This is a genomic window from Actinoplanes aureus, assembly GCF_015704865.1.
Lineage (GTDB): Bacteria > Actinomycetota > Actinomycetes > Mycobacteriales > Micromonosporaceae > Actinoplanes > Actinoplanes aureus.
Window position 1 is genome coordinate 54,999 of sequence record NZ_JADQTO010000019.1, and the last position, 15,769, is coordinate 70,767.

General features: G+C 69.8%; 14 protein-coding genes and 1 pseudogene. 12 read left to right on the top strand and 3 right to left on the bottom strand.

Features of this window, described 5'->3' with window-relative positions; translation table 11 throughout:
* Window positions 1-190 precede the first annotated feature (190 nt).
* Both mltG and I4J89_RS32630 read left to right on the top strand, forming a co-directional pair.
* On the top strand, window positions 191-1,369 hold the full coding sequence (gene mltG / locus I4J89_RS32625) for an endolytic transglycosylase MltG (protein WP_196417983.1): 1,179 nt from the start codon (window positions 191-193) through the stop codon (window positions 1,367-1,369).
* 27 nt (window positions 1,370-1,396) lie between these two features.
* Window positions 1,397-2,278: a shikimate dehydrogenase gene (locus tag I4J89_RS32630; protein WP_196417984.1), complete on the top strand. Its 882-nt coding sequence runs from the start codon at window positions 1,397-1,399 to the stop codon at window positions 2,276-2,278.
* Between the two features lie 219 nt (window positions 2,279-2,497).
* Here the strand turns inward: I4J89_RS32630 and I4J89_RS50090 are convergent.
* A pseudogene (locus tag I4J89_RS50090) lies at window positions 2,498-2,912 on the bottom strand (MFS transporter); the annotation flags it as partial.
* A gap of 212 nt (window positions 2,913-3,124) precedes the next feature.
* Here I4J89_RS50090 and aroC point away from each other — a divergent pair.
* Both aroC and I4J89_RS32645 read left to right on the top strand, forming a co-directional pair.
* Window positions 3,125-4,303 (top strand): chorismate synthase, encoded by a 1,179-nt coding sequence (gene aroC, locus I4J89_RS32640; protein WP_196417985.1) that lies wholly within the window; start codon window positions 3,125-3,127, stop codon window positions 4,301-4,303.
* The gene (locus I4J89_RS32645; RefSeq protein WP_196417986.1) at window positions 4,303-4,809 is read left to right on the top strand and encodes a shikimate kinase; all 507 of its coding nucleotides are present in this window, start codon (window positions 4,303-4,305) and stop codon (window positions 4,807-4,809) included. Before aroC ends, I4J89_RS32645 begins: the two co-directional genes overlap by 1 nt.
* Window positions 4,810-4,819: 10 nt before the next feature.
* Here the strand turns inward: I4J89_RS32645 and I4J89_RS32650 are convergent, their stop codons facing one another.
* The gene (locus I4J89_RS32650; RefSeq protein ID WP_373688178.1) at window positions 4,820-8,293 is read right to left on the bottom strand and encodes an NACHT domain-containing protein; all 3,474 of its coding nucleotides are present in this window, start codon (window positions 8,291-8,293) and stop codon (window positions 4,820-4,822) included.
* On the opposite strand from I4J89_RS32650, the gene aroB reads away from it, so the two are divergent.
* The 4 genes from aroB to nusB all read left to right on the top strand — a co-directional run bounded on the left by aroB (window position 8,177) and on the right by nusB (window position 10,724).
* Window positions 8,177-9,241 (top strand): 3-dehydroquinate synthase, encoded by a 1,065-nt coding sequence (gene aroB / locus I4J89_RS32655; protein WP_196417988.1) that lies wholly within the window; start codon window positions 8,177-8,179, stop codon window positions 9,239-9,241. The genes I4J89_RS32650 and aroB overlap by 117 nt on opposite strands.
* Window positions 9,238-9,657 (top strand): type II 3-dehydroquinate dehydratase, encoded by a 420-nt coding sequence (gene aroQ / locus I4J89_RS32660; RefSeq protein WP_196417989.1) that lies wholly within the window; start codon window positions 9,238-9,240, stop codon window positions 9,655-9,657. Before aroB ends, aroQ begins: the two co-directional genes overlap by 4 nt.
* A gap of 75 nt (window positions 9,658-9,732) precedes the next feature.
* The gene (gene efp, locus I4J89_RS32665; RefSeq protein WP_196417990.1) at window positions 9,733-10,290 is read left to right on the top strand and encodes an elongation factor P; all 558 of its coding nucleotides are present in this window, start codon (window positions 9,733-9,735) and stop codon (window positions 10,288-10,290) included.
* Window positions 10,290-10,724, top strand: a complete 435-nt coding sequence (nusB, locus tag I4J89_RS32670; RefSeq protein WP_196417991.1) for a transcription antitermination factor NusB — start codon at window positions 10,290-10,292, stop codon at window positions 10,722-10,724. The genes efp and nusB overlap by 1 nt, the downstream gene beginning before the upstream one ends.
* Before the next feature lie 405 nt (window positions 10,725-11,129).
* Here the strand turns inward: nusB and bldD are convergent, their stop codons facing one another.
* Window positions 11,130-11,618, bottom strand: a complete 489-nt coding sequence (bldD, locus tag I4J89_RS32675; protein ID WP_014446326.1) for a transcriptional regulator BldD — start codon at window positions 11,616-11,618, stop codon at window positions 11,130-11,132.
* A 277-nt stretch (window positions 11,619-11,895) separates the two neighbouring features.
* Here bldD and pyrR point away from each other — a divergent pair, with 277 nt between their 5' ends.
* The 4 genes from pyrR to carA are packed head-to-tail and all read left to right on the top strand — an operon-like array spanning window position 11,896 to window position 15,768.
* On the top strand, window positions 11,896-12,480 hold the full coding sequence (gene pyrR, locus I4J89_RS32680) for a bifunctional pyr operon transcriptional regulator/uracil phosphoribosyltransferase PyrR (protein WP_373688179.1): 585 nt from the start codon (window positions 11,896-11,898) through the stop codon (window positions 12,478-12,480).
* Complete coding sequence (locus tag I4J89_RS32685) at window positions 12,477-13,397, top strand: aspartate carbamoyltransferase catalytic subunit (RefSeq protein WP_196417993.1); 921 nt, start codon at window positions 12,477-12,479, stop codon at window positions 13,395-13,397. Before pyrR ends, I4J89_RS32685 begins: the two co-directional genes overlap by 4 nt.
* A complete protein-coding gene (locus tag I4J89_RS32690; RefSeq protein ID WP_196417994.1) occupies window positions 13,394-14,665 on the top strand; it encodes a dihydroorotase in 1,272 nt (423 codons plus the stop codon). The genes I4J89_RS32685 and I4J89_RS32690 overlap by 4 nt, the downstream gene beginning before the upstream one ends.
* Window positions 14,662-15,768: a glutamine-hydrolyzing carbamoyl-phosphate synthase small subunit gene (gene carA, locus I4J89_RS32695; RefSeq protein WP_196417995.1), complete on the top strand. Its 1,107-nt coding sequence runs from the start codon at window positions 14,662-14,664 to the stop codon at window positions 15,766-15,768. The genes I4J89_RS32690 and carA overlap by 4 nt, the downstream gene beginning before the upstream one ends.
* Window position 15,769 lies beyond the last annotated feature (1 nt).

Sequence of the window (15,769 nt, forward strand, 5' to 3'; positions counted from 1 at the left end):
CAGGGTGCCGGGGGTGGGCGGCGGGCCATCGATATGGGTATGGTGCGCGTCAGTAACCGGGTCTTGACCCGGCGGACGGGGAGGACGGCGACGTGGTCACTACCCGTGGGTTGGTGACACGCGGCAGTCGATGCGGTGACCGCGATGGAGTTCTGCGGAGCCGGCTGGACGGGCAGCGGAGGCAGACGACATGATCGACGAGCTGGATGTGGCGTTCGACGAGGACGCTGAGCAGAGCAAACCGCGGCGCCATCGGGCGAAGAAGAGCGGCGGCCGGTCCGCGGTCGCGTTCGCGCTGACCTTCGTCCTGCTGGCCGTCCTCGGCGGTGGCGTCTACTTCGGCTACACGAAGGTCCGCGGGTTCTTCGTCGCGGCTGACTACGACGGCCCAGGCAAGGACCCGGTTCAGATCACGGTGGCGAAGAACGCGTCGCTCACCGAGATCGGCAACGAGCTGGTCAAGGCCGACGTCGTGAAGAGCACCAAGGCGTTCACCAACGCGGCCGAGGAAGAGCCCCGCAGCAAGAACATCCAGTCGGGGACGTACAACCTGCGCAAGCAGATGGCGGCGAAGGAAGCCGTGACGCTGCTGCTCGACCCGAAGGCGCGGATCGCCAAGGGGGTCACCATCCCCGAGGGCAAGACCGCCAAGCAGACGTACGAGCTGCTCGCCAAGGCCACCGGTATCCCGGCGAAGGACTTCGCGGCCGCCGCCAAGGACCCGGAGGCGCTCGGCGTCCCGGACTGGTGGTTCAACCGCGGCGACGGCAAGAAGGTTTCCAAGACCGCCGAGGGCTTCCTCTTCCCGGACACCTACGAGTTCGATCCCAAGGCCTCCGCGACGCAGATCCTGCGCTCGATGGTGGACCACTTCCTCACCGTCACCGGTGAGCTCGGGTTCGCCGACGACGTGCAGAAGAATCTCGACGTCTCCCCGTACGAGGCGTTGATCGTCGCGTCGCTGTCGCAGGCCGAGGCCGGCATCGCCGAGGACCTGCCCAAGGTCTCCCGGGTCGCCTACAACCGGGCGTACAAGGAGAAGATGCCGCTCCAGTTCGACGTGACCACGAACTACTGGCTGGAGCTGAACGGCAAGGACCCGAAGCACTCCGGCAAGCTGCTGGACGCCGAGATGCGCGACCCGAAGAACCCGTACAACACCGAGACCGTGGTGGGCCTGCCGGTCGGTCCGATCAACAGCCCGGGCAAGTCGGCCCTGGCCGGGGCCATGAAGCCGGCTGAGGGTCCGTGGCTGTTCTTCGTGGCGATCGACAAGGAGGGCCACTCCGCCTTCGCGGTCACCGACGCCGAGCACCAGAAGAACATCCAGAAGGCGTGTGCCAACGGCATCGACCTCTGCGGCAAGTGACGGGACAGCGCGCCGTAAAGTGGGCGCGTGCAGAGCCAAGACGAGACTCCGTCCAGCACCCGCAAAGCCGCGGTGTGCGGTAAGCCGATCGCCCACTCGCTCTCCCCGGTGATCCACAATGCCGGATACGCCGCGAGTGGGCTCACCGGCTGGGCGTACGAGGCGATCGAGTGCGCCGAGTCCGAGCTGCCCGACCTGGTGGCGGGACTCGGCCCGGAGTGGGCCGGCCTGTCGCTCACCATGCCGCTCAAAGAGACCGCGCTGCGGATCGCCGACGTGGCGTCGCCGGTGGCGATCGCGGCCGGTGTGGCGAACACGCTGGTCCGCCAGCCGGACGGCGCCTGGCACGCCGACAACACCGACGTCGGCGGCATGGTCCGGGTGCTGCGGGAGGCCGGGATCGGGCTCAGCCGGGGCCGGCATGCGGTCAAGGAGGCGCCGCCGCGGATCACCGTGCTCGGCGGTGGCGGCACCGCGCGCGCCGCTCTCGCCGCGTCCGCAGAGCTGGGCGCCGAGACGGTCACCGTGGTCACCCGCCGGCCCGAGGCCTTCGCGGAACTGGAGCAGGTCGCGGTCGCCCTCGGCATCCGGCTGGAGGGGGTGGCCTTCGACGACGCGCCGAGCGCGTTCGAGGCGGACGCCGTCGTCGCCACCGTGCCTAAGGGCGCCGCCGACCATCTCGCCGACCAGGTCAGCTGGCGGGCCGGGAGCGTCTTCTTCGACGCCCTCTACGACCCGTGGCCGACCCCGCTGGCGGCCGCCGCCATCGCGCAGGGCGTGCCGGTCTTCTCCGGCCTGGACCTGCTGCTGGCTCAGGCGCTGGGCCAGTTCGAGCAGTTCACCGGCGTCGCACAGGCGCCCGAGGAGGCCATGCGGGCCGCTCTGGACGAGGCCGTCCGCAGCCGCTGACCGCTCCTGGCGCCGGTCTCAGCGGCCGGCGCCGCGGGTCAGCACGAGGGTGGAGAGCAGCGCGGCCGCCGCGAAGCCCATGATCACCAGACTCATCGGTACGCCCTGGCCCGGGTCGCCGAGCCCGGCCAGCGGCGCCGCGACCGAGGCGATCACCGACTGCACCCCCCGAGCAGCGCGGCCGCCGATCCGGCGTTCTCCGGATAGCGGTCCAGTCCGCTGAAGCACCAGGCTGCCCAGGCTGGGCGCCGCGATCGGCGCCAGGCCGAAGACCAGGGTGAGGCTGGAGAAGAGCTTCGCCGCCGCCGGGCCGGAGCTCACGTCCCGCACCACCGCGCGGGCGACGACCACCCCGACGCCTCCGGCGAACCCCTGGAGGAGACGCAGGCCGGTGAGCATCGGCGCCGTCGGTGCCAGGGCGATCAGAAAAGACAGGGCGGCGTACGCGGCAAGCCCGGCGTCCCCACCTGTCACTGAGCGGGCCGAGGACGAGCTGGCCGAGCGCCATGCCGACCAGACGGAAGGTGAGCGAGAGCTGCACCTGTGCGGGAGAGACCGCCAGGTCGCGCGCGATGTCGGGGAGCGCCGGCAGGTACATGTCCAGCGACAGCGGCCCGATCGTCGTGATCAGCCCCGAGAATGACGACCAGCAGCACCCGGCGCGGGGCGCGGGTCCTCGCTTCTCCGGTTCCCACGGTCACGGCCGGAACATACGTCGCGTCCGGGAGTTTCATTCCGGGATGTGATCAGAGGACTCCGAGGTCAGGCGTACGCCGGGTGTCCGGAAGGCGGGACGAGAGTGGCCGGGACAGCGCCCGGTCAGGGCGCCATGCCAGACTGTCACCCGTGTTGCGTTGGCTTACCGCAGGTGAATCGCACGGACCGGCTCTCGTCACGCTGCTGGAGGGTGTTCCCGCCGGGGTGGAGGTGACGAGCTCGGACATCACCCGTGACCTCGTGCGCCGCCGCCTGGGCTATGGGCGCGGCGCCCGGATGAAGTTCGAGCAGGACGAGATCGAGGTCATCGGCGGCATCAGGCACGGCCTCACGCTGGGCAGCCCGGTGGCGATCCGGGTGGGCAACACCGAGTGGCCCAAGTGGGAGACCGTGATGGCGGCCGACCCGGTGGACCCCGAGGAGCTGGCCGCGCAGGCCCGCAACGCCCCGCTCACCCGCCCGCGGCCTGGCCACGCCGACCTGGCCGGCATGCAGAAGTACGGGCACACCGACGCCCGCCCGATCCTGGAGCGCGCCAGCGCCCGGGAGACCGCGGCCCGCGTCGCCGCCGGCGTGGTCGCCAAGAAGCTGATCAAGCAGGCGCTCGGCATCGACATCGTCTCGCACGTGATCGAGCTCGGCTCGGTCGCCGCGAAACCCGGCGTGATCCCCACGCCCGACGACTTCGACCGGATCGACGAGGACCCGCTGCGCTGCCTCGACCCGGAGGCCAGCGCCCGCATGGTGGCCGAGGTCGACGCCGCCAAGCAGGACGCGGACACGCTCGGCGGCATCGTCGAGGTGCTCGCCTACAACGTGCCGCCGGGCCTCGGCTCGCACGTGCAGTGGGACCGCAAGCTGGACGCCCGCCTGGCCACCGCCCTCATGTCGATCCAGTCGGTCAAGGGCGTCGAGATCGGCGACGGCTTCACCCAGGCGCGGTCCCGCGGCTCGGTGGCGCACGACGAGATCATCCCGACGCCGGACGGCGTCAAGCGGGTGACCGACCGGGCCGGCGGCCTGGAGGGTGGCATCACCAACGGCGAGCCGCTGCGGGTCCGTGCCGCGCTCAAGCCGATCTCCTCGCTGAACCGGGCGCTGCAGACCATCGACATCACCACCGGCGAGCCGGCCACCGCGATCAACCAGCGGTCCGACGTCTGTGCGGTCCCGGCCGGCGCGGTGGTCGCCGAGGCGATGGTCGCGCTGGTCCTGGCCGAGGCGGCGACCGAGAAGTTCGGCGGCGACTCGGTCGCCGAGATCCGCCGCAACCTGGCGTCGTACCTCGACACGCTGGTGGTCCGCTGATGGCTCCGGTCGCCGTCGTGCTCGGCGTGATGGGCGCCGGCAAGACCACGATCGGCGCCGCGGTGGCCGAGGCCCTCGGCGTGCCGTTCGCCGACACCGACGCGATCATCGAGGAACGGGCCGGCAAGCCCATCCCGGAGATCTTCGTCGACGACGGCGAGGCCGCCTTCCGCGCGCTGGAGCGTGAGGTCGTCGCCTCGTCGCTGCGCGACTTCGGCGGGGTGCTCGCTCTAGGCGGCGGCGCGATTCTCGACGACGGTACGCGCAAACTGCTCGCCGACCACACGGTGATCTACCTGTCGGTGGAGCTGACCGACGCGATCAAGCGGGTCGGGCTGGGCGCGGGCCGCCCACTGCTGGCGATCAACCCGCGGGCGACGCTGAAATACCTGCTGGAGCAGCGGCGGCCGCTCTATCTGGAGGTCGCCACCCACACGATCACCACCGACGGTCGTGAGCCGGAGGAGATCGCCACCGAGGTCGTCGCCCTGCTCCAGTCGGCTTGAGGCCAGCGCGTCAGGCGTAGCGGACCTTGATCGAAGCCGGCAGGTTGTCCGGTAGGGTCTGCTCCTTCCGCTTGTGCCAGGGCAGCTTGATGGTGAGTGGGCCGCCCTGCCAGTCGACGAAGGGCGTGAGATCGACCGGACCGTCAGACGCTTCCACGTCTATCCGCCGAAGACCGGGGGAGTTCACCAAGGGAGCCAGCTCCGCGCGGTCCGTGAACACCATCTCGATGGATCGCGCCGTCGTCGGAAGCTGGAGGGTGGGCATCTGTCGTTTCGCGAGGCCGCCGAGGAGCAGCGCGCGTAACCGCCCAAAATGCCGCAGGCTGTCAAGACGAGCGCGCCAATGATCCGATCCGTAGAGCTTGAGCTCCTCGACCAGCGGGAAACTCGTGTGCACATCCGCCAGGCCCCGGCGCGGGGGCTTGTGGCACGGGCCGAAGCCGAAGATCCGCACCGGCAGCTGTGCGAGCGCCCGGAACGACCGCACGCTGCCCCACTCGACGTCGAGAGATTCGAGCCGGGACAAGGCCGCCAATGGATCGATGTGTGCGATGTCCTCGGTAAGGACTATCTCCAGCCCTTTCAGCGTCTGGAGTTTGCTGAGCGCGGATATCTCGGGTCCGCCGCAACCGATCTCGCCGGTAAGCGACAAATGCCCGAGTTCGGGCAGGCGGGCGAGGCTTCCGATATCCGCTGCGGCGACGCGACCATGAGCGTCATACGCGTCCAGGATGACGAGGTTGCGAAAGCGTTCCAGGGCAGCCATCGGACCGCGGAATCCGTTGCCCAAGATCAACCGTGTCAACTTGGCGTTGGCCGGCAAGTCGCGGAGGTCCACGCTCGTTCTCAGCCACAGGTCGATTGTCGTCAAATGCCGCAGATGTCGCGTCGCCTCCAGGAATGACGGACGTCTGATGAGGATGTGGCCGCCGACGAGCGGAGCCTCGGCCAGAACCTCTCTCGCGTATTCCTCGGCGTCGAAGTAGTCCCAGGCGCCCGCCAGCTCTAGTTGCACCAGCCTGCGGGGATCCTGGCTGTATCGGCTCAGTACCCGGATCGCGTGCGGGCCATTGATCAGAGCCGCCGTTCGGACCGTGGCCGCGGCTTGTGCTTCCGAGAGGCCCGCCAAGTCGGCCGGGAGCCGGCGTAGTAGCGGGTCGCCCACCGGGTACAAGGACCGGGCCTCGTTCAGGTTGCGCGGCGGCAGAACGTGGTCGAGGCGGGCGTTGATCTCAGTGATCAAAGAGGAAGGTTCCAGGGACGACACGGTTTCCAGACAGGCGCCCGCGAGCAGGGTCAGCGACCTCCGGTGCCGAGGCTCCCGATCGGCGCGTGCCAGGATGCCGGTGACGATCTCGGTGCGTGTCGGGCTGTTGCTGTGCCCGGCGGCCATGATGACGATCTCTCGCCAGGTGTCCAGGTGCGCCTGCCCCGCGAGCAGTCCGCCCATACTCTGCTCAGCGGCCTCGCGAGCGGTCAGATACTCCTGGAAGGTTCGGTGCACGAAATCGATCCGGCCCACCGCCGGCTCGCGGAGGATGCCGCTGCGCTCGATCAAGTGCTGTAACACCGGCTCGGCCTCCGCCGTCATGCGCGGCATTGCCGCCAGCTTCCGGCTCACGTAGTCGAGTGCTTCCGCCCTGGTCAGTTCCGACCGCCCGTTCAGGGAGAGGCGCCAGGCCAGGTCCTGCAGCAGCTGCAACCGCTCCCGTGCAGTCATCTGCGGCAGCGCGGACGGCACTTCCCGCTCGGTGTCGCGGCGGTGCAGGAGCATGTCGACCGCTGCCTGGTAGATGCCCATCCGATCGGGTGGCAGATGGGTCTGGCGGTCCAGGTTCAGGGCGCACAGCATGGCCGCCATCAGAGGGTTCCCGGCCAGCCGGTACAGGTGGTGATTCGCCGCCAGCTGGTTGAGCAGGCTCTGCTCGTACCGATGAAGATCGCCGGCAGGGCACGGCAGCGAGGGTGACGTGCGGGCGGCCTGGTGCCACTGATCGATGAGGGCCCGCACGTCGGCCGGCGCCATGCGTTCCAAGGTGAGGGAGCCGAAGTCTTCGTCTTCCAGCCACCGCACCGGCGCCGCCGGCGGCCGCGAGGTGATCACCACCAGTATGTCGGTGTACGCGGCGAGCAGGTCCCGCAACCATTCACGAACCTTGGGCCGGCGCTCGGCGGGCAACTCGTCCACGCCGTCGACGAGCAGCAGCGCCCGGCCCGCACGCAGCTGGTCATGGACCCAGCCGGGGGGCATCGCGCCGACGAGTGGATCGGCCACGCCGCTGAGGAACCGCTCCGGTTGCGGCAGTTCGGCCGGCCAGCTGCGCAGCTTGACCAGGAAAGGAATGCGGCCGTTCCACTCGGCGAGCGCGCCGGTGAAGCCGTTGCCGGCCGCAGTCACCGCCAGCCAGCGCAGCAACGTCGACTTTCCGGCGCCCGCATCGCCACGGATGAGCGTGCGGGTGCGCCGGGCGAGTGCCTGCTCGACTCGCTCGGAGCCGCCGGCGCCGAGGCGGGCGTGGCGCAGTAGACCGGGATCCCACTTGGGCAGGCGGGCCCGGGCGGGTGCTCCGGTTCCATTCACCGCGAGGCTGACGTAGGCGACGCTGAGCGTGGTCCGCGGCCGGAACTGGGTGTCCAATCCCACCAGCTCCAGCGCGTTCAGCTTCTTGACCAGGAACTCCTGATAACGAGCGAGGAAGCCGGTGGCGGTCTCCGGTACGGCGAGGGCGAGTCTCCGCAGCGCCTCGGACATCAAGTCGGTCAACTCGGAGAGCCGGCCGAGGATCTCCACGGAAGCGCGGCCGGTGAACGGCGCAGTCTGCACGACGAACTGGACGAAGCACCTGGCACAGTCGTCCAATGCGATGTCGTAGAGGCGTTCACCCAAGTCGGAGAGGGCGGCCGGGGGAGCGGAGGCGCGCAGCCGGGCGGTGAGCCGGGCCGGTTCGAGGTCATCGGCGAAGACCGCGTCGTCGGTGAGATCCGCCCGGCGGAAGGTGTCGGCCACCGCCTCCATGCAGGCCACCACCTCGTTCTCAGGCAGGGCCGCGAAGCGGGTGGTGATCAGTGGCTTCAGTCGTTCAGCGACGTCGTCGACGACGGCCTCGATCTGGCGTTCGCCGCGCCGCCGGGTGAATTCATCGGTGGCTCGCTCGCGCAGAAGCTCGCTCAGCGGCAGCGTGCGCTCCCGCTCCTTCCGCCGGCCGCCCAGCCATCGAGTGAACAGCGGCGTGACCACCGCTCGGCCGACGTTGAGAAGAGCCGTCTCGATGCCGCTCACCACGCGGACTGTAGCGAAGGCGTCCCAGGATGCGAAGAGATGGAATCGCCGTCCGATCTTGTCGTGGCCGGCCGCTAGGGTGAGCGCGTGGTGACGCGGATTCCGGTGACGGGTGACCGTCCATATGACGTGATCGTCGGGCGTGGCCTCGACGGCGAGCTGCCCTCTCTCATCGAGGGCGCGGCCCGGGTGGCGATCCTGCACCCGCCCACGCTGCGGGAGCGGGCCGAGGCGGTCGGCAAGGCGGCCGGTGTCGCGACGGTGGTGCCGATCGAGGTGCCCGATGCCGAGGCCGGCAAGTCGATCGAGGTCGCGGCCCGGTGCTGGGACGAGCTGGGTGCGGCCGGCTTCACGCGTACCGATGTGGTCGTCGGTGTCGGTGGCGGAGCGACCACCGACCTGGCGGGATACGTCGCGGCGGCCTGGCTGCGCGGGGTGCGCTGGGTGCCGGTCTCCACCTCGGTGGCCGGCATGGTCGACGCCGCGGTCGGCGGCAAGACCGCGGTCAACATCGCGGCCGGTAAGAACCTGGTGGGCGCGTTCCACCCGCCCGCCGGGGTGCTCTGCGATCTGGACGCGCTCGACACCCTGCCCGCCGAGGACATCGCGGCCGGCCTGGCCGAGGTGGTCAAGGGCGGCTTCATCGCCGATCCGCGGATCCTGGAGCTGATCGAGGCCGACCCGGCCTCAGCGATGAATCCACGCGGCGACGTGCTCCGGGAGCTGGTCGAACGCAAGGTCAGGGTGAAGGCGCACGTGGTGAGCGTGGATCTCAAGGAGTCCGGGCTGCGGGAGATCCTCAACTACGGGCACACGCTCGGGCACGCGATCGAGCGCCGCGAGAAGTACACGTGGAAGCACGGGCACGCGATCTCGGTCGGCCTGGTGTTCGCCGCCGAGCTGGGCCGGCTCACCGGACGGCTGGACGACGTGACCGCCGACCGGCACCGGAGCGTCCTGGAGTCGCTGGGGCTGCCTACGGCGTACTCGAAAGAGGCCTGGACCGACCTGCTGCCCGCCATGCGCGTCGACAAGAAGGCGCGGGCCGCGACCTTGCGGTTCGTCGTTCTCGACGGGCTGGCGAAACCGGGCATCCTGGCCGGGCCCGACGAGGATCTGCTGGAGCGGGCCTACGCGGCGGTGGCCCGATGATCTACGTGCTGAACGGTCCGAATCTGGGGCGCCTCGGCCTGCGCGAGCCCGGTGTGTACGGCTCCGCCACCTACCAGGACCTGATCGACCTGTGTCAGAAGGTCGCCGACGGCCTCGGCGTCACGGTCGAGGTCCGGCAGACCAACGCCGAGCACCAGATGCTGGAGTGGCTCTATCAGGCCGCCGACGAGGGCGCCGACGTGGTGCTCAACCCGGGCGCCTGGACCCATTACAACTACGCCGTCCGGGACGCCTGCGCGATGCTGCGTGGCAAGCTGGTCGAGGTACACATCTCCAACATCCACACGCGCGAGGAGTTCCGGCACCACTCGGTGATCTCAGCCGTCGCGACCGGGGTGATCGCCGGTCTGGGCTTCGACGGATATCGCCTGGCTCTGGAGCACATCGCACGGTAGGCCCGATTCGCTCCGGGCGTCGGCACGCCGGTAGACTCGTTCGGTCACCGATTCGCGTCAAGATCAAGGTAGGACATGGCTTCCACCAACGACCTGAAGAACGGCCTGGTGCTCAACCTCGATGGCGAGCTGTGGGCCGTCGTGGAATTCCAGCACGTCAAGCCGGGCAAGGGGCCGGCGTTCGTGCGCACCACGCTGAAGCACGTCCTGTCCGGCAAGGTCGTCGACAAGACCTTCAACGCCGGCACCAAGGTCGAGACCGCGACCGTCGACAAGCGCACCATGCAGTACCTGTACCAGGACGGCGAGGACTTCGTCTTCATGGACCTGGACACCTACGACCAGATCCACGTGCAGGGCGGCACGGTCGGGGAGAACGCGAACTACCTGCTCCCCGAGGCCGAGGCCACGGTGGCCCTGCACGAGGGTGTGCCGCTCTACATCGAGCTGCCGACCAGCGTGTTCCTCGAGGTCACCTACACCGAGCCGGGTCTGCAGGGCGACCGCTCGACCGGCGGCACCAAGCCGGCCACCGTCGAGACCGGCGCGACCGTCCAGGTCCCGCTCTTCATCACCACCGGCGAGAAGATCAAGGTCGACACCCGCGACGGCCGCTACCTCGGCCGCAGCTGATGGCCGAAGGTCCCAAGAAGGATCGGCTCGCGCGCCGCAAGGCCCGCAAGCGAGCACTCGACGTCCTCTTCGAGGCCGACCTTCGTGACCTGCCGCCGGGCCAGGTGCTCGTCACCTACCTGGACCGGATCGCCAAGCCGCACCCCGACCACATCGGGTACGCGATCACCCTCATCGAGGGCGTCGCGAAGAACCTGAACCGGATCGACGAGCTGATCGCCAGCTACGCGGAGGGCTGGACGATCGACCGCATGCCGGCGGTCGACCGCAACCTCGCCCGCATCGCGGTCTACGAGCTGCTCTACGAGCCGGACATCGACGACCCGGTGGCGATCACCGAGGCGGTCGAGCTGGCCAAGGAGATGTCGACCGACGACAGCCCGCGCTTCCTCAACGGTCTCCTCGACCGGATCGCGGCCTTCGCCACCCGCTGAGTGCCCCACGATCGGCCCGGACTTCGGTCCGGGCCGTTTCGCATTTTTCCGGTACGGGCCACGGGGCGGCCGGAAACTACGCCTGCACCGCGCTGCCGCGCGATCATGCTGCCACCCCGAGCCTCAGCGCGACCGCCGGGAAAGGGTGCCGCGACCTGGTGGGTGGCACGCAGAGCGACGAGATCAGCCGCGGCCGGTGGGTCCCGCCTCGTCGGCCGGCGATCACGCGGTGTTGCCGGAGGACACCCCTGGTTCATCCCGCGCCCCGCTTCCGCCGCCCGGCCTTGATCGACAGACAGTACGGGCGCGGCGCGCCAGAGGTTCAGAGATCCACCGGCGGACACGCGAAAGCCCGCGTCAGGTGCGACGCGGGCTTCAACGGGGGGCGTTGCTGTGGTGCGGGACTCAGCTGGCGAAGAACGCGCGCGGGTCGGCGACCAGGACACCCTGCTCGGTCAGGCGCTCGATGAGGCCGGACGGCGAGATGTCGTAGACGATGGCGAGCGCGCGCAGGTCGTCGGCGCGGATGGAGAGGACGCGGCCGTTGTAGTCGCCGCGCTGCTGCTGGATGGCCCGGGCGTACCGCGCCACGTAGGCGAGGTCCTCGCCAGTGGTGTCGTACAGCTTCTCCAGGTCCAGCACGATCTTGTTGGTGGCCTCGAGCCGGATGCCACTGCCGTCGGGCAGAAGCTCGGACACGGGCACACGGTAGAAGTCGGCCAGTTCGGCAAGGCGCGAGACGGTCACCGCGCGGTCGCCCCGCTCGTACGAGCCGACCACGACCGCCTTCCAGCGGCCGTTGGACTTCTCTTCGACGCCTTGCAGGGACAGGCCCTGCTGCTGGCGGATGGAGCGCAGGCGAGCGCCCAGCGACTTCGCGTACTCAGACGGCATACGGACACTCCCGGTACTGTGCTGGCCCGCGAGGGTACTTTTCCTCGCGGATCGCTACGCTGCGTGACGGTACGGAGTTTGCGACCGCCGGTCAAGTGTTGGTTACCGATGAGTCGCCGAAGTTACCGACTGTATCCCCAGTTACAGGATTTGTCCGGACTGCTCCAGTCAGGCACGTCACCATAATCAACGCTGTGTCCACTGGTAACGTAGCGTCAGCCATGCGGGCAGGTGAAACAGGGCCTACCCGCACCGACGTCCTTTAACGACCCGTCCCGTGAGGCGGGGAAGGAGGTCCGCCGTGGCACAGCCACGCGCCGACGCACCTAGCAAGATCATTTTGGCCGGGTCCGACCTGCATCGGGTCGTCGACCGCATCGCTCACCAGATTCTCGAGAAGACCTCGGGCGCCACCGGCACCGTGCTGCTCGGCATCCCGACCCGGGGCGTTCCGCTGGCTCACCGGCTCGCCGCCCGGATTCACGCCTTCGAGGGCGTCGAGGTGCCGGTCGGCTCGCTGGACATCACCCTCTACCGCGACGACCTGCGCCTCAAGGCCACCCGTGCCCTCGGCAAGACCGAGCTGCCGCCGGGCGGCGTCGACGGCCTCCGGGTCATCCTCGTCGACGACGTGCTCTTCTCCGGCCGCTCGGTGCGGGCCGCCCTGGACGCGCTGCAGGAGCTCGGCCGGCCCAGCTCGGTCCAGCTCGCGGTCCTGGTCGACCGCGGCCACCGGCAGCTGCCGATCCGCGCCGACTACGTGGGCAAGAACATCCCGACCGCGCTCAGCGAGAGCGTCAAGGTGGCGCTCACCGAGGTCGACGGCGCCGACGAGGTCAAGCTGATCGGAGGCCTCACGTGATCAAGCACCTGCGCTCGGCCGCGGATCTGGACGCGGCCACCGCCACGCTGATCCTGGACACCGCCGCGGAGATGGCGGCGCTCTCCGGCCGCGAGGTCAAGAAGCTGCCCGCGCTGCGCGGCCGTACCGTGGTCAACCTCTTCTACGAGGACTCGACCCGGACCCGGATCTCGTTCGAGGCGGCCGCCAAGCGGCTCTCGGCCGACGTGATCAACTTTTCCGCGAAGGGCTCCAGCGTGTCCAAGGGTGAGAGCCTGAAGGACACCGCGCTCACCCTCCAGGCGATGGGCGCCGACGCGGTGGTGATCCGGCACTCGGCGAGCGGCGCGCCGCACCGGCTGGCCAACTGGGTGGACGGTTCGGTGGTCAACGCCGGCGACGGCACCCACGAGCACCCGACTCAGGCGCTGCTGGACGCGTACACCATGCGCTCGCGCCTGGGCCGTCTCGACGGCCTGAAGGTCGCCATCGTGGGCGACGTGCTGCACAGCCGCGTGGCCCGCTCGAACGTCCTGCTGCTGACCACGCTCGGCGCGCAGGTCACCCTGGTCGGCCCGCCGACCCTGATCCCGCTGGACGTCGCCGCCGCACTGTCCGAGAAAACCCAAGTTTCCTACGACTTGGACGCCGTGTTGCCGGACAGCGACGTGGTGATGATGCTGCGGGTGCAGACCGAACGGATGCAGGACTCGTACTTCCCGTCGGCCCGCGAGTACAGCCGCCGCTACGGGCTGGACATGCTGCGCATGAGGAAGCTCCCAGAGCACGCCATCGTCATGCACCCGGGCCCGATGAACCGCGGCATGGAGATCGCGCCCGAGGTGGCCGACTCGCCCCGCTCCACGATCGTCGAACAGGTCGCCAACGGCGTCAGCGTCCGGATGGCCGTCCTCTACCTGCTTTTGGGAGGCAAGTGATGGCGTACCTGCTCAAGGGCGTCTCGATCCTCGGTGCCGAACCGACCGATCTGTTCATCAAGGACGGGGTGATCTCCTCGGACAAGGCCGGCAAGGACGCCGAGGTGATCGACGCGAGCGGCCTAGTCGCGCTGCCCGGCCTGGTGGACGTGCACACCCACCTGCGCGAACCGGGCCGCGAGGACGCCGAAACCGTCGAGACCGGCTCCCGCGCGGCCGCGCTGGGCGGCTACACCGCGGTCTGCGCGATGGCGAACACCTCGCCGGTCGCCGACACCGCCGGCGTGGTCGAACAGGTGTGGCGGCTGGGCCGCGAGGCCGGCCTGGTCGACGTGCAGCCGATCGGCGCGGTCACGGTCGGCCTGGCCGGCAAGCAGATGGCCGAGCTGGGCGCGATGGCCACCTCCGCCGCCAATGTGCGGATCTTCTCCGACGACGGCTTCTGCGTCGCCGACCCGAAGCTGATGCGCCGCGCCCTGGAGTACGTGAAGGCGTTCGACGGCGTGATCGCCCAGCACGCCGAGGAGCCGCGGCTCACCGAGGGCGCGCAGATGCACGAGGGCGAGGTCAGCACGCGGCTCGGCCTCACCGGCTGGCCCGCGGTCGCCGAGGAGGCGATCATCGCCCGCGACGTGCTCCTGGCCGAGCACGTCGGCAGCCGCCTGCACGTCTGCCACGTCTCGACCGCGGGGTCGGTCGAGGTGCTGCGCCAGGCCAAGGCGCGCGGCGTGCGCGTGACCGCCGAGGTCACCCCGCATCACCTCCTGCTGACCGACGAGCTCGCGGCCGGTTACGACCCGGTCTTCAAGGTCAACCCCCCGTTGCGTACGCGCAGCGACGTCGAAGCCCTGCGCCAGGCCCTGCTGGACGGGATCATCGACGTGGTCGCCACCGATCACGCGCCGCACGCCGTGCAGGACAAGGAGTGCGAGTGGGCGTACGCGCGGCCCGGCATGCTCGGCCTGGAGACCGCCCTGCCCATCGTGCTCAGCGTCTTCGGCGAGCAGTGGGACCTGATCGCCGACCGGATGTCGATCGCGCCGGCCCGCATCGCCGGGCTGGCCGGGCACGGCGGCGACCTGACCAAGGCCGGTACGCCGGCCAACCTCACGCTGGTGGACCCGAAAGCACGCTGGGTCGTCGACCCCGGCGGGCTGGCGAGCCGCAGCCGCAACACGCCGTACGCGGGCCTCACGCTGCCGGGTCGCATCGTGGCGACCTTCCTGCGGGGCGAAGCGACGGTCTTGGACGGGAAGGCAGTCAAATGAGCAAGGCGATCCTCGTGCTCGAGGACGGGCGCACGTTCTCCGGCACCGCCTACGGAGCCCTGGGTGAGACGTTCGGCGAGGCGGTGTTCACCACCGGCATGACCGGCTACCAGGAGACGCTGACCGACCCGTCGTTCCACAAGCAGGTCGTGGTGCAGACCGCGCCGCAGATCGGCAACACCGGCGTGAACGACGAGGACGACGAGTCGGACCGGATCTGGGTGGCCGGCTACGTGGTCCGCGACCCGGCCCGCCGCCCGTCGAACTGGCGCTCGAAGGGCGACCTGGGCGAGCGCCTGACCGCCGAGGGCGTCGTCGGGATCAGCGGCGTCGACACCCGCGCGCTCACCCGGCACCTGCGCGAGCGCGGCGCGATGCGGGTCGGCATCTCCTCGGTCGACCTGGATCCGCAGGTTCTGCGGCAGCGGGTGCTGGCCCAGCCGCAGATGCTCGGCGCCGACCTCTCCGCCCAGGTCACGACTGGCGAGCGGTACACGGTCAAGGCCGAGGGGGAGCACCGCTACACGGTCGCCGCCCTGGACCTCGGCATCAAGCGCAACGTGGCCCGCCGGCTCGCCGCCCGCGGGGTCACCACGCACATCTTCCCGGCCTCGTCCTCGATCGAGGACCTGCTCGCGGTCAGCCCGGACGCGGTCTTCTTCTCGCCCGGCCCCGGCGACCCGGCCACCGCTGACGGTCCGGTGTCGCTGGCCCGCGACGTGATGCGCCGCGAGGTGCCGCTGTTCGGCATCTGCTTCGGCAGCCAGATCCTCGGCCGCGCGCTCGGCTTCGGCACCTACAAGCTGGGGTACGGCCACCGCGGCATCAACCAGCCGGTGCTCGACAAGACCACCGGCAAGGTCGAGGTGACCAGCCACAACCACGGTTTCGCGGTGGACGCCCCGCTGAACACCGTGATCGACACCGACTTCGGCGGCGTCGAGGTTTCGCACGTCTGCCTCAACGACAACGTGGTCGAGGGTCTGCGCGGCATTGACCTGCCCGCCTTCACCGTCCAGTACCACCCCGAGGCCGCCGCCGGCCCGCACGACGCCGACTACCTCTTCGACAGGTTCGTCGAGCTTGTGGAAAAGAAGGGCTGAC